Annotated in this window: 20 protein-coding genes; 16 read left to right on the forward strand and 4 right to left on the reverse strand. The window is 65.0% G+C overall.

All coding sequences use genetic code 11. The features are described 5' to 3' along the window. From LC452_RS19005 to LC452_RS19025, 5 genes are all read left to right on the forward strand, one after another. A partial coding sequence (locus tag LC452_RS19005; protein WP_223628203.1) for a SufD family Fe-S cluster assembly protein occupies positions 1-200 on the forward strand: 200 nt, incomplete at its 5' end. Between the two features lies 1 nt (position 201). Further along, positions 202-1,371 (forward strand): SufD family Fe-S cluster assembly protein, encoded by a 1,170-nt coding sequence (locus tag LC452_RS19010; protein ID WP_223628205.1) that lies wholly within the window; start codon positions 202-204, stop codon positions 1,369-1,371. Positions 1,372-1,398: 27 nt separating this feature from the next. Continuing rightward, positions 1,399-2,172: a Fe-S cluster assembly ATPase SufC gene (sufC, locus tag LC452_RS19015; protein WP_223628207.1), complete on the forward strand. Its 774-nt coding sequence runs from the start codon at positions 1,399-1,401 to the stop codon at positions 2,170-2,172. Next, on the forward strand, positions 2,169-2,504 hold the full coding sequence (locus LC452_RS19020; RefSeq protein ID WP_223628209.1) for a metal-sulfur cluster assembly factor: 336 nt from the start codon (positions 2,169-2,171) through the stop codon (positions 2,502-2,504). The genes sufC and LC452_RS19020 overlap by 4 nt, the downstream gene beginning before the upstream one ends. Positions 2,505-2,543: 39 nt before the next feature. Next, positions 2,544-3,239: a metal-dependent transcriptional regulator gene (locus LC452_RS19025; RefSeq protein WP_223628210.1), complete on the forward strand. Its 696-nt coding sequence runs from the start codon at positions 2,544-2,546 to the stop codon at positions 3,237-3,239. Between the two features lie 106 nt (positions 3,240-3,345). On the opposite strand, the gene LC452_RS19030 is transcribed toward LC452_RS19025, so the two are convergent. From LC452_RS19030 to sigJ, 3 genes are all read right to left on the reverse strand, one after another. After that, positions 3,346-4,098 (reverse strand): SDR family oxidoreductase, encoded by a 753-nt coding sequence (locus tag LC452_RS19030; protein ID WP_223628212.1) that lies wholly within the window; start codon positions 4,096-4,098, stop codon positions 3,346-3,348. A gap of 3 nt (positions 4,099-4,101) precedes the next feature. After that, a complete protein-coding gene (locus tag LC452_RS19035) occupies positions 4,102-4,551 on the reverse strand; it encodes a hypothetical protein (protein WP_223628214.1) in 450 nt (149 codons plus the stop codon). 125 nt (positions 4,552-4,676) lie between these two features. After that, positions 4,677-5,576 (reverse strand): RNA polymerase sigma factor SigJ, encoded by a 900-nt coding sequence (sigJ, locus tag LC452_RS19040; protein ID WP_223628215.1) that lies wholly within the window; start codon positions 5,574-5,576, stop codon positions 4,677-4,679. A 242-nt stretch (positions 5,577-5,818) separates the two neighbouring features. On the opposite strand from sigJ, the gene LC452_RS19045 reads away from it, so the two are divergent. Together LC452_RS19045 and LC452_RS19050 are read left to right on the forward strand one after the other, a co-directional pair. Continuing rightward, complete coding sequence (locus tag LC452_RS19045) at positions 5,819-6,754, forward strand: dihydrodipicolinate synthase family protein (protein ID WP_223628217.1); 936 nt, start codon at positions 5,819-5,821, stop codon at positions 6,752-6,754. Between the two features lie 26 nt (positions 6,755-6,780). Continuing rightward, positions 6,781-8,100, forward strand: coding sequence for an MFS transporter (locus LC452_RS19050; protein ID WP_223628219.1), 1,320 nt, complete (start codon positions 6,781-6,783; stop codon positions 8,098-8,100). Positions 8,101-8,325: 225 nt separating this feature from the next. On the opposite strand, the gene LC452_RS19055 is transcribed toward LC452_RS19050, so the two are convergent. Beyond that, positions 8,326-8,739: a hypothetical protein gene (locus LC452_RS19055; RefSeq protein ID WP_223628221.1), complete on the reverse strand. Its 414-nt coding sequence runs from the start codon at positions 8,737-8,739 to the stop codon at positions 8,326-8,328. Here LC452_RS19055 and LC452_RS19060 point away from each other — a divergent pair. The 9 genes from LC452_RS19060 (at position 8,716) to LC452_RS19100 (ending at position 20,062) form a co-directional block, all read left to right on the forward strand. After that, complete coding sequence (locus LC452_RS19060) at positions 8,716-9,447, forward strand: CdaR family transcriptional regulator (protein ID WP_223628223.1); 732 nt, start codon at positions 8,716-8,718, stop codon at positions 9,445-9,447. The genes LC452_RS19055 and LC452_RS19060 overlap by 24 nt on opposite strands. Positions 9,448-9,580: 133 nt before the next feature. Further along, a complete protein-coding gene (locus LC452_RS19065; protein ID WP_223628224.1) occupies positions 9,581-10,030 on the forward strand; it encodes a carboxymuconolactone decarboxylase family protein in 450 nt (149 codons plus the stop codon). A 219-nt stretch (positions 10,031-10,249) separates the two neighbouring features. Next, complete coding sequence (locus LC452_RS19070) at positions 10,250-11,167, forward strand: Ltp family lipoprotein (protein WP_223628226.1); 918 nt, start codon at positions 10,250-10,252, stop codon at positions 11,165-11,167. 387 nt (positions 11,168-11,554) lie between these two features. After that, entirely contained in the window at positions 11,555-12,319 is a 765-nt protein-coding gene (locus LC452_RS19075) for a FadR/GntR family transcriptional regulator (RefSeq protein ID WP_223628228.1), read from the forward strand. A gap of 275 nt (positions 12,320-12,594) precedes the next feature. After that, complete coding sequence (locus LC452_RS19080) at positions 12,595-15,714, forward strand: discoidin domain-containing protein (RefSeq protein ID WP_223628230.1); 3,120 nt, start codon at positions 12,595-12,597, stop codon at positions 15,712-15,714. Positions 15,715-15,748: 34 nt separating this feature from the next. Then, on the forward strand, positions 15,749-16,843 hold the full coding sequence (locus tag LC452_RS19085; RefSeq protein ID WP_223628232.1) for an enolase C-terminal domain-like protein: 1,095 nt from the start codon (positions 15,749-15,751) through the stop codon (positions 16,841-16,843). 26 nt (positions 16,844-16,869) lie between these two features. Next, positions 16,870-18,225, forward strand: a complete 1,356-nt coding sequence (locus tag LC452_RS19090) for an ABC transporter substrate-binding protein (protein ID WP_223628234.1) — start codon at positions 16,870-16,872, stop codon at positions 18,223-18,225. Next, positions 18,222-19,163 carry a carbohydrate ABC transporter permease gene (locus LC452_RS19095; protein ID WP_223628235.1) on the forward strand — a complete coding sequence of 314 codons (942 nt, stop codon included), beginning with the start codon at positions 18,222-18,224 and terminating at the stop codon, positions 19,161-19,163. Before LC452_RS19090 ends, LC452_RS19095 begins: the two co-directional genes overlap by 4 nt. After that, positions 19,160-20,062 (forward strand): carbohydrate ABC transporter permease, encoded by a 903-nt coding sequence (locus LC452_RS19100; protein ID WP_223628237.1) that lies wholly within the window; start codon positions 19,160-19,162, stop codon positions 20,060-20,062. Before LC452_RS19095 ends, LC452_RS19100 begins: the two co-directional genes overlap by 4 nt. Positions 20,063-20,894: the final 832 nt, after the last annotated feature.

Below are 20,894 nucleotides of genomic sequence, written 5' to 3' on the forward strand. Positions count from 1 at the left end.
AGCTCGGCCATGAGGCCACCGTCTCGAAGGTCAGCGAGGAGCAGCTCTTCTACCTGCAGTCCCGCGGCATGCCCGAGGACGAGGCGATGGCGATGATCGTGCGCGGCTTCATCGAGCCGATCGCGCGCGAGCTGCCGATGGAGTACGCCATGGAGTTGAACAAGCTCATCGAGATGGGCATGGAAGGATCGGTCGGCTGAGATGACGAAGACGGCACACGACAATCGCTGGACTGGTCACTCGGCTCCCACGGCACCGCCCGTGCAGAGCCGATCCGAGCGTCCGAGGTCCTTCAACGTCTTGGACTTCCCACGCGTGCGTGGTGACGAACCGGACTGGAAATACACGCCGGTCGGAAAGCTGCAGGATCTTCTGACGGGGCCGTTGGAGGACGCGCGTCTTCAGATCGAGTCGAGCGGTACGGCGGAGTCGGAGCTCTTTTGGGTCGACCGATCGGATCCCGTCATCGGCGGCGCCGGAACGCCGGAAGATCGAGCCAGTGCGAATGCTTGGTCCCATTTCGGTCGAGCGCTCCACCTCTCCTACGCCGGAGCGGCGGGTGACGTGACAACGGTCGGACGCCACTCCGTATCTTCGGAGCCGACCGCGGCCCACACCATCATCGACGTCGCACCGGGAAGCCGCGGGACCATCGTCATCCGGAGTGGCGGGCTTGCTCGGCTGACGGAGAATCTGGAGATCATCGTCGGTGATGGCGCGGACGTGACGATTCTCGCGCTGCAGCAGTGGTCGGACGAGTCCGTGCACCTGGCCAGTCATTTCGTGAAAGTCGGCGCGGACGCGCATCTGACGCATATCGTCATTTCGCTGGGCGGGGAACTCGTCAGAGTCAACCCGACGATCCATCTCGAGAAGTCCGGGGCGAGTACGGATGCGTTGGGACTCTACTTCCCCGGCGCGGGCCAGCACTTCGAGCAGCAAGTCTATGTCCATCATGATGCGCCGCGATCGCGGTCGCGCGTCAACTACAAGGGAGCGCTCCAAGGCGATGGCGCGCGCGGCGTGTGGATCGGAGATGTGCTGATCGGAGCTCGAGGCACGGGCACTGACACGTATGAGCAGAACCGCAACCTCCTGCTCACCGACGGAACGAGGGCGGATTCCGTGCCCAATCTGGAGATCGCGGCCGGCGACATCGTTGGTGCGGGGCACGCCAGTGCCACCGGTCGCTTCGACGATGAGCAGCTGTTCTATCTGAAGGCCCGCGGAATCCCAGAGCTCGAGGCCAGGCGGCTCGTCGCTCTCGGGTTCCTCGTGGAGATCATCCAGAAGGTACCCGTTCCGACTCTCGCGGAGGAGCTCATCGCTGACGTGCAGCGGCGAGTGACTGCGTCGAGCCTCTCCGACTGAACCCCAATCTGCAATCGAGGACGAAAAATGACAACACTTCAGGTTCGTAATCTGCACGCCAGCGTCTCTACGGACGACGGGTCCGTCGAGATCCTCCGCGGCGTCGACCTCACCCTGCGTCGGGGAGAGACCCACGCGGTCATGGGGCCGAATGGCGGAGGCAAGTCGACTCTCGCCGCTGTGATCGCCGGACACCCGGCGTACGACGTCACCGAGGGATCGATCACCCTGGATGGCGTCGAGTTGCTGGGTCAGTCCCCGGACGCCCGTGCGCGTGCGGGCATCTTCCTGGCGATGCAGTATCCCGTCGAGATTCCGGGGGTGACGCTGCCCAATTTCCTGCGCACCGCCGTGACCGCGGTGTCAGGGGAAGCGCCACAACTGCGCAGCTGGAGCAAGACGCTGAAAGAGGAGATGAAGGCGCTGAGGATGGATGACGCGTTCCTCAAGCGCAACGTGAATGAGGGTTTCTCGGGAGGGGAGAAGAAGCGGCACGAGATCCTTCAGCTCGGCTTGCTCAAGCCGCAGTTCGCCATCCTCGACGAGACCGACTCCGGCCTTGACGTGGACGCGTTGCGAATCGTGTCCGAGGGAGTCAATCGGGTGAAGGATCGCACAGAGCTCGGCATCCTCATGATCACCCACTACACACGCATTCTGCAGTACATCCGTCCCGACTTCGTGCATGTCATCGTCGCTGGACGAATCGTCGAAGAAGGCGGACCGGAGCTGGCGGAGCGCCTGGAACACGACGGGTACGACCGTTTCCTCCCGAACCCTGACTCGCGTGAAGTCGCGTGAACACCGCGATCGGCGAAATCACGAGAGAGGACCGGGTGCTCGATGCGCTGTATTACGTCATGGATCCGGAACTCGGGATTGACGTCGTCAATCTGGGGCTCGTCTACGGTGTCGAATTCGATGGAGACATCCCGACGCTGCGGATGACGTTGACCTCCGCCGGATGCCCACTGACCGACGTCATCGAGGACAGCGTGGCAGAAGCACTCGACGGGGTGGTCGACGCATTCCGCATCGATTGGGTGTGGATGCCGCCTTGGTCGCCGGAGCGGATCAGTGAAGAGGGCCGGGATATGCTCGAAGCCCTCGGATTCAGGGTCCGTCGTGCGTAGGTCTCCCCGACGCTCACCGGGCACTCGAGCAGTGGCCACGTGACAGCCAGGAACGATCTCATCAACTCGAGGGAGATGTACCTGAAGGCGATCGTCGAATTGCGCGAGCGGGGCATCCCCAGTCTGCGGGCGCGACTCTCCGAGCGGCTCGGGCACGCTCCGGCCACCGTGACGGACATGGTCCAGCGGTTGGCGGAGGCGAGCCTCGTCTTCATCGCAGACGACCGACAGGTGTGCTTGACCCGCAGGGGCTTCCGCGAGGCCGTCTCGGTCCTGGCGAAGCATCGGATCATCGAGTGCTTTCTCGACACGACGGTAGGGCTTGAGTGGTCCCTCTTGCACGATGAGGCTTGCAGGTGGGAGCACGTCGTGAGTGACGAGGCCGCATACCTGATGCAACGGTTGCTGGGTACGCCTGATCACGATCCATACGGGAATCCGATCCCTGAGCCGAAGAGTGCTGACTGGCCCCACTCCATTGAGCTGACACTCGAGGAGATGGTGAGCGGGCGATCTCCACATGCTGGTCTGGTGCTGGGAAGTCTGGGCGAGCGGATTCAGACTTCGATCGTGCTTCTCCGCGCTTTCGACGCGGCGGGCTTGCGGCCGGGCGCGCGGTTCTCTGTCGCTCCCTATCCCGGCGGTTATGCGCTCACGGGGGAGGGTAGTGAATCGATGGTGCTCCTGACCAGCACCCAGCTGCGAGACGTCGGCATTGCGACCCGCGCCGGCTGAAGCTGAGGAGATGGTACTGGACGGGCCCTGGGACGAAGGCCCGCCCAGCGTATGACAGCGCGGGAGAACCTTCGGGCGTTCTCCCGCGCCTGAGCTGCGATCTACGTCAGCTGATCGGATCGAGCGCGGAGACCCACTGTTGGAAGGTCGTCCGGCCCAGGCGTGCCCCGGGCGTGGGGAGCAGCGTTCCATCTCGCATCGCTCGGCCGAAGCCACCGGGGAGGGATACCTCGAGGGTCGGTCCCGGCTTTCCGACAGCTGCGGCGTATGCCTTGACCATATCGACCATCTGCAGCACCTCGGGTCCCGCGAGATCCGCCGGACGTCCGGCGGGGTCGCTCTCGGCGAGAGAGATGAGGTACTCGCCGACGTCGCGCGCAGCCACGGGCTGGGACACCATCTTGGGAACGACGGTCACTGGTCCGAATCGCATCTGACTGAACAGCTGCTGTGCGAACTCGTGGAATTGCGTGGCACGAACGATCGTCCACGGGATCGGTCCTGCCGTCACCAGCTGTTCCTGGACCTCTTTGCCGGCGTAGTAGCCGAAGGGTGCCTTGTCGCTTCCGACGATCGACAGGGCGACGTGATGAGGCACAGCTGCCCTCTTCTCCGCAGCGAGGAGGTTCGTCGTCGCCGTCTCATAGAACTCTCTCGACTTCTTCGCCGACTGCGTCAAGGTGGACGAGACATCGACCACGACCTCGACTCCGTCCAGGCTCGGCGCCAGTCCGGCACCGGTCATGAGGTTCACCCCGTTCGAGCGCGTGAGGACGACGACGTCGTGGCCGCGCTCTCGGGCGACGGCGACGACGTGGCGTCCGACAGTGCCGGTGCCTCCGGCGATAGCGATCTTCATCAGTCAGTTCCTTTCGGGTTCGGCCGGGTCGCGGCGCGAGGAGCGGGAAGGCAGAAGCAGGGGGATGGGAAGAAGGAGTGTGAAGGTCAGCGAGATGGGTTCGACGATCGTGTCGAGCGTCGAAAGGCCGTGCAGGTGCTGAACGTGATAGATCAGATGAGGCGCGGAGAAAGTGATCCACGCCACCGCTGCGACACGGGCCGCCGTCGTGCTGCGCGAGAGCGCGGCGAAGATGCTCGCGGCAGCGAGAGCGAGGTTCATCGCTCCGATATCGCGGATCATGTGCTCGTTGAACGGTCCATCGAGCAGGATCCATTGATCCAACCCGGCATTGGCGAATCCATCGGGGAAGGTCTCGTACCAGTGCGCAGGGAAAAGCAGCGCCCAGGGACCGACGAGGAGCCCGAATGCGGCCAGCACCCAGAGGAGGGTGCGGCGAGCTCCAAGGCTCATGAGGGGGCCTCCGCGGGAAGTGCGGGAAGATTCATGATGGTCATCGGATCGGATCCTCTCTTTGGCAGGACGAGGTCAGTGTGCCTCGTCATCTGTAAGACGACGTAGGACCCGAGAGTGTGAGTTCAGCTCTTGTTCCAGGTCCGGAGCTTGTCCGGGTTGAGCGTGAGCCATAGGTCGGTGATGAGTCCGGCTCTCATCTCGAAGCTCGCTACGGTGACCACGACACCCTGATGGCGGAACACGAGTCCGCTTCTGCCGTTGACCGATTCGACTCGCGTCTCGATCGCATCCTGTCTGCCGACGACGCCGAGCAGGAACCGGGAGACATTGTCGGCGCCCCGGATCGGCTTCAATGCAGCGCGTACGCGTCCGCCGCCGTCGACGAGGGTCACGACATTCGGGTCGAGCAGGCGGACCAGTTCGGTGAGGTCCCCGCTGCCGCACGCCGTCCAGAACTCACGAACGATGGCGTCGTGCTGGTCGACGGGCGTGACCTGTTCGCGGCGCTCATCGATGTGCCGCCGTGCCGTCGACGCGAGCTTCCTGCAGGCCTGCGATGTTCGGCCGACGATGTCGGCGATCTCGTCGAACGGCATCGCGAACACGTCGTGGAGGATGAAGGCGACGCGCTCGGCGGGCGTCAACGATTCGAGCATCACCAGCAGCGCCATGCTGATCGATTCGTGCTCGCTGAGGCGATCGAGCGGATCTTCGGACGGCGACTCCCATGGGGAATCGGGGGAGAGGGGCTCGGGCAGCCATTCGCCGACGTACTCTTCTCGCCGGTGCCGGGCTGATCCGAGCATGTCGAGACAGACATTGCCGACGACGCGCGTCAGCCAGCCGCGCGGCGCGCGAATCAGCGAGCGTTCGTCGTCGGACATCCGGAACCACCGGACATACGTCTCCTGGACGGCGTCCTCGGCGTCGGCCGCCGTGCCGAGCATACGGAAGGACACATTGAGCAGGTGCTGTCGCTCGCCGAGGACCTCCGTCAGAGTCAGATCATCTTCAGGGTGCATCTCGTCACCGTCTCCTCGCTCCGTTCCGCGGTGAACACGTTAGCCATCCGTCCACTGCGCCATCACATATAGGACGACGCAGGGCGTCGGATTGTGATGTCCGGAACACCCTCTCGGGCTTCCGCCGGTCGACCGGACACGGAAACGTCGAAAACTTCTGCACGATCATCAAGTGACCGGCTGTGACGGTGGACTTAGCGTTGGCGTATCGAAGCCCGCTCGAACAATCGATGGGAAGCTCAATGTCGATCTCCACCCACTTGCCACGGGGACTCTACGTCGCTCCGGTCACGCCATTCAGAGAGGATGAATCCGTCGATCTGCCCGCCCTGGAGTCGTTGACACGGCATCTCGTGAATGAGGCAGCTGCCGACGGGGTCCTCGCCTGCGGATATACGGGCGAGATCGCCAGCCTCACCGAAGACGAGCAGACCCAGATCGTGGCGACGATCTCGTCCGTCACCCGCACCCGGGTCCCTCTGATCTGCGGCATCCGTCCGACCTCGACCCTGCACACGATCGAGTTCGGGCGTGAGCTGGCCGCGGCCGGGGCGGACGGCCTGCTGGTGAACTCACCGTTCAGCAGTCTGATGCGGCGCCAGTATGCGAAGCGCTCGGACATCGCCGTCAAATTCTTCGCCGATCTTGCAGAGGGCACTGGCCTGCCATTGACCGTCTTTCAGTACCCGAGCTCATCGGGCGTCAACTATCCGCCCGAGTTACTGGCCGAGATCTGCGCGATTCCGGGGGTTGTCGGAGTGAAGAACTCCGGCGGTGCCGCCGGATACTCCGATGACAGAGCGGCCGTCGAGGGGCGGGTGTCGATGTTCGCGGACAGTAACACCTATGACGTCCTCGCCATGATGTCGCGGGGCCAAGAGGTTCTGCTTGTCGGCGTGAGCAACGTGGCGCCGAGGCTTTGGCGTGAGTTCTACGACGCCTGGTCGCGGGGAGAGATCTCGGCCGCGGTGGACCTCGCGAATCGAAAACTCCTTCCGATCATGCGGGCCATCACCGGCGATCAGGGCAGCGCTGCATGGTCGTTCGTCGCGCGCATCAAAGAGGCCCTCACACAGACGAACGTCCTCGCTCGCCCTGTCGTTCGAGCTCCGGAGCCGAGCGTCACCGCGACTGATCGGGACGCGGTGCGCAGCCTGCTCGCGATCCTCGCCAACTGACCGCATTTCACTACAAGGAGGTAGTAATGAACACCAGCATCGCCGTCGAGGGAACTTCCCTCGACACGGCAGTACCAGCCTCGCCCGGCACGCTTCGTCGCGTCGTCGTCTCCGGAGCGATCGGGAATTTCGTTGAGTGGTATGACCTAGCGGTCTATGCGTACGCGGCCGTGATCATCAGCACGACCTTCTTCCCCACGGACAACCCGCAAGTGGGCCTGATCGCGACGTTCGTCATGTTCGCAGTGACGTACGCCATCCGCCCGCTGAGCGGCATCATCATGGGAGTTCTGGGCGACAGGCTCGGGCGTAAGAGACTTCTCGTGTTCTCGATCCTCACAATGGCTGCGGGGACGACGGCGATCGGATTGCTTCCCGACTATTCGACCATCGGGATCGCCGCACCGATCCTGCTTCTGGCGTGTCGGGTCGTCCAGGGGATCGCAGCCGGGGGCGAGTTCGTCGGGGCGGCCACATACGTGTACGAATACGCGCCCGCGGAGCGTCGAGGGTTCCTGCTCGGACTCATTCAGATGGGCACGGGACTGTGTTATCCCGCCGCGGCGTTCCTCAGCTTCGGCATCGCATCCGCGGTGGGTCCCGAGGCTTTCGCGGGCGGTGCGTGGCGAGTGCTGTTCCTGCTGAGCGCCCCGCTCGCGCTCGTCGCGTTGTACATCCGGGTGAAGCTCACTGAGTCCCCGGTGTTCAAGGCGCTCGAGGCTGCGCAGGAGGTCAGCAAGTCCCCGCTGAAGGATTCACTCCAGTCGAATCCCCGCCGGCTGGTGTCTGCGATCGCCTACTTGCTGGGTTATTTCGGCGGCGCCATTATGTTGCTCTTCTTCGTGCCCACGTATCTCACATCCGTCGTAGGCGTCGATCCGCAGCACGCGAGCCTGCTGATGGGGTTCACGACTCTGGTCTTCGCCGTGTTCATTCCGGTGTTCGGCCTCCTGGTGGATCGGACATCTCGGACCGCATCTCGACTCGTGAGTGCCGGGCTGCATGCGGCCCTCGCGATCCCAGCTTTCGTCCTCATCGGTGGTGGCTCAGATGCCGCGATGTATGCAGGGCTCTTCCTCCTCGCCGTCCTGCAGTCGTACTACTATGCGGTGGGCCCGCTCACTGCGGTCGACGCCTTCCCCGCGAAGATCCGGTTCACCTCCGGGACCATCGCTTACAACATCCCCGCGGCAGCAGTCCCCGCCTTCCTGCCGGCGCTGAGTGCACTGCTCGTCGCGCAGACCGGATTGAATTTTGCGCCCGGATTCGTCATTTTGGCCCTTTCGCTGGTCGGCGTGGTCGGCGCGCTCGGCCTCCGCGGCACCAGGGAACGCTCTCAGATCTGAGTACGACGCCTTACAATCCCAGTGCGGGGATCCGTCCCAGGTCCCCGCACTGTTTTCATCGATCAGACCCGTCATCGAACCGTGCAGGGGATGTGAATGCAAGAGCGACAGCGCGACACGCAGGATGCGACTGCGGCGCTCCTGGATCGGGCGGAGGAACTGCTTCCCGATGTCGCGCAGAGACTCAGAGATGGATACCGCGGTATCCGCGAGTACAACGCGATGTCATCGTCCGTCCTCAGGGATGACGTCGTCGCGACCGGCCTCCAGCTGATTCGCGAACTGCTCGAGAACCTTCGTGACAAGCGAGACGTGACCAGCGCGCAGCTGCAGATCTGCACCACCAGCGCGGAGCGGCGATTCTTCCAGGGAGTTCCGCTGGAATCGATGTTGCGCGGATACCGGGTCCTCGGCAAGACGATCTGGGAGCTCGTTCAGACCTCGGCAGGTGAGACGAACACATCTGCCGAGGTCGCGCTCTTCGTCGGCGGAAAGGTGATGGAGTTCATCGATGACATCTCCAACGCCGCCACACGGCGAAACGTCGAACTCACCGCCGGACATGCTTTCGACCGCGAGATGGCCGTGCGTGATCTGCTCGACGCGATCGCGAACATGGAGACGCTGACCGTTCGGCATGTCGAGATCGCGAGCGCGCTGGGAGTCCGGCTCGACGCGCCGGGCATCGTCGCCGTCATACGACGTGACATCGCCTCTGCGACTTCCGACGAGCTCCTTCGCACCGCGGTAGGCCGAGTCAAGAAGCTTAGACAGACCGGTTTGCTCGCGAGCCTGACACCTCACGGTGTCGTCGTGGTGGCGAGTCTGGGCGCCCGAGCCGACAGCGCCGTCCGCTTCACACACGAGATCTCTGAACTCATCTCCGGCGAGGGGATGAGAGCGTTACGCGCCGGGATCGGCAGACCGTACTTGACGCCGGACGAAGCGATCCGAAGCTTTCACGATGCAGAAGAGGCGCTGAACGGTCTGGATCCCGGAGAGGTGCGCACTTTCGAGCGCGCGCTCCTGCGAAACCTCGTCGAGTCATCCATGTACCGAGACGCGATCGCCGAGTCGACGATCGAGAAACTCCGCGCCTATGACAGCGCGAATGACGCCTCTCTGCTGAGTACTCTGCGGTTGTTCGTCCAGACGCGGTTCAGCCTCACGCGGACGGCTCGCGTGCTGCACGTGCAGCCGAACAGCGTGAGCTACCGACTGACTCGGGTGGCCGCCATCACCGGGTTCGATCCGACCGTGATCTCCGACATGATCTTCCTCGCTCTCGCCGTCGGGGATGATGACATTCGCCACGGCGACGGCTTCCTCGCGACCGAACAAGGCTGAGCTGATACCAGCGCTCCACCACGTGCGTCGCGCGCTTCCGGCGGCCGAGACATACGCGATCGACATCACATATCCGGATGCTGCGTCGTCTAATTATTGGAGCGCATCCTGCTCCGTAACGAGAGGAATCAGTGTGTCGAACGTCAACATCAGCAAGGAATACGCCGCCCCGTACCAGGCGATGATGGAGCTGCAGAACCGCGCCGTGGAAGCCGGGGTCGACGCCGGCCTGTCACCGTTGCTTGTGGAGCTGGTCAAGGTTCGTGCTTCTCAGCTCAACGGCTGCGCCTTCTGTCTGAAGATGCACAGTGCTGACGCTGTCAAGCACGGTGAAACTGCGGACCGCCTCGCCGTGCTCGCCGCTTGGTGGGAGTCGCAGTACTTCTCCGCAGAAGAGCAGGCAGCTCTGCAGATCGCCGAACGTGTGACGCTGATCAGCGACCACGGCAAGCTCACCAATCGCGGGGTCGATCCCGCTGAGGTCCTCAACGACAAGCAGATCGCTGCAGTGACCTGGCTCACCATTGTGATCAACAGCTGGAACCGTATCGCTCTCAGCAGTCACTTCCCCGTCGCTCCGTAGGCGTACCAATCCCTGCCGGAGGAGTCGCCGTAGAGGGCGGCTACTCCGGCAAGGCTCCGGGTTCGACCCTAAGCGCACCTGCTGTCTGCTGATGCGCAACGTAATGGCGATCACGACGGTGACAATCGATCGCGTCTCGCATGGCTACCGGCCCCTCGTGCCGATCACATTCGTCCGTCCGGTTCGAGGGATCCGTATGAACAGCCCAAAGGAGTATTGGTGTCGAACCAGAACCCAGCGCCGGGATGGTACCCAGCCCCGCACGCTAACAACGAACAGCGCTACTGGGATGGGACTCAGTGGATCGAACCGCATGTGGCCGCACGGACCGAGAGTGCCACCCCTGCTTATCTGAGCACCGCAATCACCCAAACTGCCGCGCCCATCAACGACCATCCGACACCCGCGCCCATCAACGACCATCCGACACCCGCGCCCATCAACGACCATCCGACACCCGCGGTCCCCGCCGAACTCAAGAACAAGAAGAGGGGTTGGATGATCGCGGGCTCGGTTGCGGCGGGTCTGCTGGTCATCGGAGGCCTCGGCAGTGCACTCGGTCTCGGCACCCACGGTCATGACGCCGCAACAGCGCCGCACCACAGTGTCGCCGCGGATGCCCCCAACGTCGAAGAGGAAGCGGAACTGGCCGTCGTGGGTGTACCCGCGGTCGTCGGTCTGCCGGTTTCCGAAGCGATCGCCGCGATCACCGCCGCGGGACTGAATGCTCCCGCGGTTTCTAGCTTCGAGGATCCAGCGGCACTCGTTGTATCCTCGGACCCTGTCGCCGGCGTCGAAGCCCACGAAGGGGATGACATCGCCCTCGTGGTCGCGGAGAAGCTTAAGCTCACCCTCGGTCAACAGAACGCCGTGGGATCGGCCAAGAGTTACATCGGCTTCTCTGACTTCTCTCGTACGGGATTGATCGATCAACTTGAATACGAAGGATTCAGCACCGAGGATGCGACGTTCGGCGCTGACAACTCGGGCGCCGATTGGAACCAGGAGGCGGCTGAAAGCGCTCAGAGCTACCTCGAGTACTCCGCCTTCTCGCGACAGGGTCTCTACGACCAGCTCGCTTATGAAGGCTTCCAACCCTCAGAGATCGAGTTCGGACTGGCTGCCGTCGGCTATTGATCTGTCCGCCTCACCGGGAAGACGGGCGACTCGCCGTGGTGACGCTCGCCGGCACCGCAGCGAGTCGGAGTGCCGTCTCCCTGTGTCCCCGCGCCGTCCGTAGCCAAGCCCGGAGGGGGTAACACCCGAACGCGCGGAAGGTCACCTCGAAGACGTCGTCGGAGTCGCCCGGGCTCGGCACGGGTTGCTGAGACGGTCATGTTCGCCAGCCCTCCGGAGATCGCTATCGCTGTCTATGTCCAGAGTTCAAAAATGAATCGCGTTAATCTGCCAGGCCACGCTCAGATACTGCTGTTCCAGTCCTCGATAGAGCGATGAATAAGATTAATTGTGAATCCTGACCCTATGTGTAATACTCAGTCTCACAACTCACCGTTGAGGGAGACGATGATGACGCAGTCAGAACGGCACGACGAGCAGAGCCAGCCGAGAACCGCATACCGGCCGGGATATGAGCTCGTCGCGGAGCAACTCCTGCAGTACATCGTCGACCAGGGCCTTCGCCCCGGTGACCGCCTACCAACCGAGCAGGGGCTCGCCGATGTGCTCGACACGACACGCAACGTCGCCCGCGAGGCAGTGAAGGTGCTCTCGGCGATCGGGCGTCTGACGGTGCGCCGTGGTGCCGGCATCTTCGTCTCCGAGGCTCCGGGCCCTCTGGGGCACGACGAGCTGGCGAACTTCCAGCCGACCGACATGGAGCACGTGCTCATGCTCATCGACTACCGGGAGTTCGTGGAGTCCGAGACCGCCCGACGGGCAGCCACCTCGGCGACCCCCGTGCAGGTGCGGGCGATCCGCGACGCGGCGACGGCATCGGTCGAGGCGGGTGTCGCCCTCGATATCGACGGGTTCGCCCAGGCGGACGCCGACTTCCACACAGCCGTCGCCTCCGCGGCCGGGAACCTGTTCCTCAGCGCGAGCGTGGCCAACACCCGCCGGTTCGCCTCGCAGTCCGACGTCCTGCTGTTCCACGGCGACGCCGCCGGCTCACTCTCCGCGGCCGGGGTGCAGCACACCGAGATCGCCGAGGCGATCGCCGAGGGCGAGAGTGACCGCGCCGCCGCCCTGATGATCGTCCACATCGAGACCACGCGTGAGCAGTTCGAGCGCCGCATCCGCAACCGGCTGTTCGATCGCCACCTCGACTGACCTCGCCTCTCCGCGCGCGCCGTCGCGTCCCGTTCCCCGCCTCGCCACGGTTTTCCCCTCCATCCCTGGCTACGCCCATCTCTTTTTGGAGTTCGATGATGAGTTCCCCTGTCCGAACGCGCCTTCTCGGCGTTGCGATCGCAGCTTCGATCGCTTTTGCCCCGATAGTCGCTGGAGCCGCTCCCGCCGTAGCGGCCCAGCCCGCCGGCTCCGCCGTCTCAGCCGGAAATACGCTTCCGGCGCTGAACATCTACGTGTCCCCGGACGCGAAGGGCGTGCAGCTAGGCACCAAGAGCCGACCGTTCCGGACTCTCGCTCAGGCGCAGAAGGCCGTCCGCCTGGTGAACGGCTTCATGCTGAGCGATATCAACGTGCGTCTGATGGACGGCTCGTACCGGCTCAGCGACACGCTTGCGCTGACCGCACGTGATTCCGGCAGTAACGGCCACACGATCACGTGGGAGGCTGCCCCGGGCGCGAAGCCTGTGGTCAGCGGTGGCGTCGATGTCACGAAGTGGATCGTGAGCGATCCGGCTAAGGGCATCTGGAGTGCGAAGGTGAAAGACCTCGACGCGCGTCAGCTGTATGTCGACGGCGCCCCGGCCACGCGTGCGCGCAGCGGCGAGAACCCGGGTGGCTTCCGCAAGATCGACGGCGGCTACGTTATTTCAGACGCGTCGATGAGGAACTGGAAGCACCAGGACCGTATAGAGGTCGCCTCGTCCTGGGGTTGGAAGCTCCAGCGCTGTCTCGTCGAGTCGATCACGGCCGACCGGATGAACATGCAGCAGCCGTGCTGGCACAACGCTAACTTGCAGGAGGGGCAGGAGATCCAGAACCCGTCGTGGATCGAGAATGCCTATGAGCTCCTCGACCAGCCTGGCGAGTGGTACCTGGATACCGACGCTGATCTACTTTTCTACAAGCCGGTCGGCGGCAAGGACCCGAACACTTCGGAGATCATCCTGCCCCGGGTGGAATCGCTCGTCGATGTGCAGGGAACGCTGGCGAAGCCAGTCCGTGACATCGCCTTCTCCGGGATCACGTTCTCCCACTCGACGTGGATGGAGCCGAGTTCCCCCGATGGACTCATCGAGGGCCAGGCGGGCTTCCGCATGGTCGGCGAAGGAAACCCCACGTTCGATTCCACCCGCCTGCACTGGAAGAAGACCCCCGGTGCCGTGAACGTCGGCTTCAGCCGTGACATCTCCTTCGAGGACAGCGTGTTCACGCACCTGGGCGCCGTCGGCCTCAACCTCAACACCGGCAGCCAGAAGACGACCATCATCGGGAACGTCTTCACCGACATCGCCGGCACAGGCATCCAGATCGGCGGCACCGACGTCGTCGACCACCATCCGGACGACAAGCGCCAGATCACCAAGGACACTACGGTCCGCAACAACCTCATCCACGACGTGGCCACGAACTACCGCGGCTCCGTCGCCATCCTCGCCGGGTACACCGACCACACAGTGATCGAGCACAACCGTGTCCGCGACCTGCCGTACAGTGGCATCTCGGTCGGCTGGGGGTGGGGTCTCACCGATAAGGGCGGCAACGCCAGCTACCCCACCAACGGGGGGATCACGCCGTACACCACGGACACCCCGAGCCGCGAGACCATCGTGCGCTACAACCACATAAGCGACATCATGCGCTCACAGGCCGACGGCGGCGCTATCTACACCCTAAGCCGCTCTCCGGAAAGCGAGGTGAGCAACAACCTCATCACCGACATCCCGACCCACGCCTATGGAGCGATCTATCACGACGAATCGTCGCGGTACTTCAGCAACGTCAACAACGCGTTCTGCAACATCGCGTACCAGTGGATGCTCATCAACCGCGGCTTCGACCTCGACGTGCAGCGGAACTTCAGCACCACCGAGCGTTACGGGAACCAGGGCGGCTCCGCCAACACAGTGGTCACGAACAACACGACCGTTCCGAGCTGCGAGCAGCTGCCCGCGAGCGTGGTGCAGAAAGCCGGCCTGGAGCCCGCGTACCGGCACCTCGACCCGCAGTCGGCGCCCTCGGATACGGCGGAACCTACCGCCCCCACCGGCGTGACGGCGACCGCGCACTTCCCTACCGTGGCGGACGTGGCCTGGGCGGCCTCGACCGATGACGTCGGGGTGACCGGCTACTCGGTCTTCGTCGACGGCGAGCTGTACAGCGCGTCCCAGAACCCGGGCGTGCGGATCACCGGGCTCACCGGCGGCCGGTCGTACGAAATCACCGTCACGGCGCGCGATGCCGCGGCCAACCCCTCGGCAGCCAGCGCGGCGTTCACGCTGAAGACCCCGAAGGTCGACAACGTCGCGATCGGAAAGGACGTCAACGTGTCGTCCTTCTCCGAGCCGAACGTGCCCGCGCTCGCCGTCGACGGCGACCCGAGCACCCGCTGGGCCCAGGGCCTCGGACTCCCCGACCCGTCCTGGTACCAGGTCGACCTCGGTGCGGCGCACGACCTCACGGGCGTAATCACGACGTTCGAGAAGTCCAGCGGATACCGCTACCTGCTCGAAACCTCGCTCGACGAGATGCACTGGACGACGCTGGATGACCACCGCGGAGAGAACACCGCCAGCAGCGCCACCTACTCCGTGCCCGTCGGTATCGCCACCGCGCGCTTCGTCCGGCTGACGGTCACGGGGTCCAGCGGAAACGGCGGCAGCATCCACGAGCTCGAGGTGTACGGCGCGAAGTCGGCGCCGCAGGACGACACCACCGCTCCGGACGCCCCGTCGGCACCCACAGCCTCGGTGCTGCTGCCCACCATGCTTGACCTGAGCTGGGAGACCCCGGCCGGTGATCCCGCCAGCTACGAGGTGTGGGACGGCGACATGAGGCTGACCGTGACGGCGGGCACCACATACCGGGTGAGCGGGCTCGCGCCCGAGTCGACGCACGCGTTCCACATCGTCGCACGTGACGCCGTGCTCAACAGTTCCGCGTCGTCGCCCGCGACCACGGTGACGATGCCCGTCGAGGACAACTTCGCCCGCGCCGCAGCCGTGACCGCCTCCTCGTTCTCCGAGTCGAACGTCCCCGCGAACGTCGTGGACGGGGATCCCCGCACACGGTGGGCGCAGGGGCTGTTCCTGCCGGATCCGTCCTGGATCCAGCTCGACCTCGGAGCCGTGAAGGACGTCTCCACCGTCGCATCAGTGTTCGAGCTGCCCGGCGGCTACCGCTACCTGCTCGAGTCGTCCGTCGACGGTCAGAGCTGGAGCGTCTTCGACGACCGGACCGCGGCGAAGACCACCCAGCGCGAGAACTACAGCTTCTCTGCGGAGCCTGTGGCGATGCGCTACCTACGCCTGACCGTCGTCGACAGCAGCGGCAACGGAGGCAGCCTCTGGGAGATCAAGGCCTACGGCGGATTCTGAACCGCAGACGAAGTCCGAAGACAAGAGAGAAGCAATGAGAATCACAGACGTCGAATCGTTCCGGGTGCACGTGCCGGCCGTCCACCCGCCGTTCAAGTGGCGCGAGGGACTGGCAGGAAGCGCCCCGGCCGGTGACGGCGCCGTGCTCCGCATCGGCACGGACGCGGGGGCGGAGGGTGTCGCCTTCTTTTCCCGCCCCGGGGCGGGAGTCATGCTCGACGATCTCGTCGAGCGGGTGCTGCGCCCCGAGCTGATCGGCGCGGATCCTGCCAACCGCGAGTGGCTGTGGCACCGGATCTGGGAGCTGGATCGCATCCACGAGCTCCCGCTCCCGACGCTGGGCCTTGTCGACACGGCGCTCTGGGACCTGGCCGGCCGCATCGCGGACGAGCCGACCTGGCGTGTACTCGGCGGTTTCCGCACGGCGATCCCCGCCTATGCATCGACGTCGACCTTTGGCACCGTCGAGGAGTTCCTCGACGTGGCCGACCAGTCGTTGGCGCTCGGCTACCACGGGATCAAGCTGCACGCGTGGGGGGACGCGACCCGAGACGCGAAGCTCGCGATCGCCCTGCGCGAGCACGTCGGCGACGCCGTGCCCCTGATGTACGACGGCTCCGCCGGCTTCGACCTGCCCGACGCGATCCGTCTCGGTCACGCCCTATCAGATGCCGGCTACCTCTGGTACGAGGAGCCGATGCGGGAGTTCAGCGTCACCGCGTACGGTCACCTCGCCCGCGCGGTCGCGGTCCCCCTCGTCGTGGCCGAGACCAGTGACGGCGCCCACATGAACTCCGCGGACTTCATCGCGGCAGGAGCCGCCACGTTCGGCGTCCGGGCGAGCACGACCCTCCGGGGCGGCATCACGGGGGCGATGCGCACCGCGCACCTCGCCGACGCGTACCGCCTGCGTGCCGAGGTCCACGGATCGGACATCCCGAACCAGCACCTGTGCATGGCCATCTCGAACACGACCTACTACGAGTCTCTCGTCACCTCGAACCCGGTGCGACGCGAGGCCGTCGTCGACGAGGACGGCATGGTCCAGGCGCCGACCGAGCCCGGCATCGCCCTGCCCGCCGGACTCGACTACCCCTCGAGCGTCGCGTCGTTCGCACGCGCCGCCTGATCTTCACCCACCCGAAAGGAAAGACAATGCAGTCAACCCATCGATCACGACTTCTACGGCGCGGGCTCACCACACTCGCAGCGGCCGGAGCGTTGACCCTGATGGCGGGTTGCGCCAGTGCCGAGCAAACCCGACCCGACGAGTCCGCCGCCTTCACCCCCGTCGAGCAGGACGACAGCGCCCCCATCACCGTGTGGGCCGACTCGACCCGCCTGCCGTCGGTGGAGGCGTACCAGGCCGCCAACCCCGACGTGAAGATGGACGTCGTCACGTACGACGGCGGCGCCGACGGGTCGACCTACCTCCAGACCAAGGTGCAGCTCTTCGACCGCACCGGCGAAGGCTGGCCGGACGTGGTCTTCGGCACCCCGACGGATATCACGTGGGCGTCAAAGCCCACCTCGCCCGGCAAGACGGCCTTCGCCGCGCCGCTGAACCAGGACCTGGTCGATCAGGATCTGCTCGACGGCTTCGCGGCCGGCTCGCTCGCCCCATGCGAGGTCGGCGGCGACACCTACTGCCTCCGCAACGACATCGCCCAGGTCGTGCTCTGGTACAACCAGTCGCTGATGGACCAGTTCGGCTACGAGGTGCCCACGACGTGGGGGGAGTACCAGGCTCTCGGTGAGCGCGTCGCCACCGAGCACCCCGGCTACCTGGTCGGATCCGTCGGCGATACGAACTCCCACGAGTCGTACTTCTGGTCGGCGCAGTGCCCGGCGCAGGAGCTCGGCTCGGGCGACGAGCTGCGGGTCGACCTGCAGGACCCGAAGTGCACACGCATGGCGTCGCTGCTCGACACGCTCATCGACGCCGGATCCGTCAGCACGCAGGGCTTCTTCAGCCAGGGTTTCGACGGCAGTAGGGTGCTGATGGCGAACGGCCCCTCCTGGTACGGCAAGTACCTATTCGACTCCGCCTTCCACGTCCCCGCCGGCCAGATCGGCGCCTCGGGTCCGCTGACCTGGGACGGCGAGTCCGAGCCGGCGACCGGCAACGTCGGCGGCGGCGTGTGGATCGTCTCGGCGCACAGCAAGAACCTGAAGGCATCGACGGACCTCGCCGAGTGGCTCACCACCTCGGACGAGAACCTGAAGGACGCTCCGACCTACCCCGCGTACGCCCCCGGCGCGAAGGTCTGGCTGGAGAACCCCGCCAACAGCGACTACTTCGCCAACGACATCGCCGACGCCTTCACCGCGGCGGCTGACGACGTGTGGACGGGCTGGTCGAACACGCGCTTCAACAGCGCGACGGCCTGGTCGAGTGTCGTCCTCCCCGCGATCACCGGCGGAGCCTCGCTGACCGACACGCTGCCGGCGTGGCAGCAGGCGATCACCGACGAGGCGAAGACCGTCGGATACACGGTCGTCAACGAATGACCACCGTCATCGAGGCCGGGCGCGGCACCACCGCGCCCGGCACCACCCAGCCGGACCGGCGCCCCGCGCGGCGGGGCGGCTGGGCCGGGCTCGTGTTCGCCGCGCCGTACACGGTGCTCCTGCTCGCCTTCGGCGTCTTCCCGACGGCGTATGCCGTGTACCTCGCGTTCACGAACGATCAGGGCCAGTTCACCGGCGTCGGACAGTTCGCCAAGGTTATGGGGGACTACCGGTTCGGCCCTGCGTTCTTGAACATCGCCGTCTACCTCGTGATGTGGCTGGTGTCGATCGTCGTGCTGACGGTCGTCGTCGCCGTCGTGCTGCGCAGCCGCATGCGCCCCGGCCTCTCCGCGATCTTCCGATTCCTGTACTACATCCCCGGCGCGCTCGCTGGGGTCGCGAGTGTGCTCGTCTGGCTGTTCATGCTCGACCCGAATGTGAGCCCCGCCGCGGGGCTTCTCCGGGCCCTCGGCTTTGACAACTTCGGAAAGGTCCTCGACCCGGCTAACCTCCCGGTCATCTTCGTGATCATCGCGTTCTGGACCGGCGCCGGCGGCTGGATCGTCGTGATGTACGGTGCACTGAACAACATCCCCGACGAGGTCATGGAAGCCGCGCGGATGGACGGCGCCGGACCCTGGCGCGCCGCGTGGTTCATCCAGATTCCCATGATCAGCAAGTGGATCGTGTACATGGCGATCCTGGCGTTCGCCGCGGGGACGCAGCTGTTCGTCGAACCCCAGCTCCTGCAGACCGCGAGCCTAGGCCGCGTCAGCCCGACGTGGTCCCCGAACCAGCTCGCCTACGTGTTCGCGTTCCAGAACGGCGACTTCAACGGCGCCGCGGCGATCTCTCTGTTCCTCCTCGTGATCGGCCTCATCCTCGCGGCCGTGCTCGTCACGCGGTCGGGACTGTTCAAGGCGGAGGAGGGCGAATGAGCACCACGCAACCCGCCGTGCGCCGGGGGCGCCTCGAATCCTTTTCGTCGATGACCGTGGTCGTCATCGTGCTCGCCGCGCTGCTCGTGTTCTTCATCCTCCCAGCGGTGTGGGTGCTGCTCGCTCCCTCGAAGACCGCAGCGGAGCTCATCTCGCTTCCGGCGTTGGCTTTCGGGTCGTTCGATCAGATCGGCACGGCGTGGACCAACCTGGTGCACTTCCAGGGCGGCGCCGTCTTCCAGTGGCTCGGCAACTCAGCGCTGTACTCCGGGCTCGCCCTCGTGCTGACCCTGGCGACGAGCGTGCCCGCGGGATACGCGCTGGCCCTCACGAAGTTCCGTGGACGCAAGCTCCTGCTCACCACGACGCTCATCGTGATGATCATGCCGTCGGCAGCGCTCGTGCTGCCGATCTTCCTAGAGCTCAACCTGCTCGGGCTGATCGGTTCGGTGTGGTCGATCGTGCTCCCGTTCTCGTTCTATCCGTTCGGGGTCTACCTGGTGTACATCTACTTCGCGACGAGCATGCAGAGCTCGATGCTGGAGGCCGCGCGGCTCGACGGAGCGAACGAATGGCAGATATTCTTGCGGGTCGCCCTCCCGCTCGCGAAGCCGGTGGTGGCGCTGGTGGCGTTCTTCAGCTTCGTCGGCAACTGGAACAACTTCTTCCTGCCCTACCTGGTGCTCCCGCGCAGCGATCAGTTCCCGATCCAGGTGGGGCTCAACCAGCTGCTCTCGTCGACGCCGTCGTTCAACCCGGTCGCCGGTGCGGGGCTGGAGATCACGAGTCCGGAGCTGGCGATGGCGGTCATCATCGCGATCCTTCCAGTGCTCGTGTTGTTCCTGTTCTCACAGCGCGCCCTGGTTTCGGGGATGCTCGCGGGGGCATCGAAGGAGTGACCGCACCCGAGGAGTTCGAGTTCAGCAAATGGTTGCGCTCCTGTCGCTCGATTGAGCCGTTCGCCATGGCGACCACCGACGGATGGTCCGGGCAGAGCATGAGCGATCCCGCAGCCTCGATGCTCTGATTCCCGTTGATCGGCCGGTTGTCGGTCTGATAGAAGCCGGCAGTCTCGGCGCAGGTGCTCACAGGTACCTAACCTTCTCGGGCAGGGACTCGTCTGGATAGGCAATGGTGACGGCGGCGAGTTCATCGGTGAAGAAACACTCAAGCTACTCAAGGTCGCTTCGCATCCGGAGAAGGCAATGCCTGCGGCCCGCGCATCGTGAACATCGCTGTACGTAGCGCTCTTATACCCGGCGGGCTGGACATCTCGATAGCCTGTGCGTGCTGCTCGTTCATCATGCTGGCGAACATGACGTCGGCGTCATTCGCGTCCGCTGCTAGGACGGGTGCGGACGAGCTGCCGCCGTGGTCCATGCCTTCCATGCCGTCGCCGGGAGCGGTACTTCCGGCGCAGCCCGTTAGGGCGAGATGGGCAGTGAGGGTGAGTGCGGCGATCGCCGCGGGCCGAATCTACATGAGTGTTCTCCAAGAGGTCGGTGATGAGGCCCGGCTGCTGCCGGTGCCAGGGGCGTGCCCGCAGAGCGGGCCACCGCGCCATCTTCGCGACCAGGAGCGCGAGGACACACGCCATCCACGTCATCTGGTTACCGCCCCCGCCCCCCGCACGTCGTGCACATCTCGCGTCCAAGTGCCGTGAGTCCGGCAGGACGGCGGCTGCGGACGCCTCGCGGTGATGGTCGGGCACTCCAGATTGAGCACTGACAG

This window comes from Microbacterium sp. EST19A, from assembly GCF_019969685.1.
Classification (GTDB): Bacteria; Actinomycetota; Actinomycetes; order Actinomycetales; family Microbacteriaceae; genus Microbacterium.